Below are 621 nucleotides of genomic sequence, written 5' to 3' on the forward strand. Positions count from 1 at the left end.
TTCACACTCTTTGTCGTTACTCATGTCAGCATTCGCACTTCCCATACCTCCAGGGGCCCTCACGGGTCTCCCTTCATCAGCCTAGGGAACGCTCCGCTACCGCGCATCTTAAGATGCACCCGAAGCTTCGGCTCGTGGCTTGAGCCCCGTTACATTTTCGGCGCAGGACCCCTTGGCTAGACCAGTGAGCTGTTACGCTTTCTTTAAAGGATGGCTGCTTCTAAGCCAACCTCCTGGTTGTTTTGGGAGTCCCACATCCTTTCCCACTTAGCCACGAATTGGGGGCCTTAGCTGTCGGTCAGGGTTGTTGCCCTCTTCACGACGGACGTTAGCACCCGCCGTGTGTCTCCCGCGCAGTGCTCTTGCGTATTCGGAGTTTGGTTGAGTGCGGTACCGCTGTGGGCGGCCCTAGCCCATCCAGTGCTCTACCCCGCAAGGCATTCACGCGAGGCGCTACCTAAATAGCTTTCGCGGAGAACCAGCTATGTCCAGGTTTGATTGGCCTTTCACCCCTAACCACACGTCATCCAAGACCTTTTCAACGGGCACTGGTTCGGACCTCCAGTGCGTGTTACCGCACCTTCATCCTGCGCATGGCTAGATCACCTGGTTTCGGGTCTA

General features: G+C 56.7%; 1 rRNA gene. It reads right to left on the minus strand.

Annotated features, from left to right (window positions below):
- Positions 1–621 (minus strand): 23S ribosomal RNA (locus QR78_RS28715); the annotation flags it as partial.

The sequence above is a fragment of the Methylobacterium indicum genome, assembly GCF_001043895.1.
In the GTDB taxonomy this organism is placed as follows: Bacteria; Pseudomonadota; Alphaproteobacteria; order Rhizobiales; family Beijerinckiaceae; genus Methylobacterium; species Methylobacterium indicum.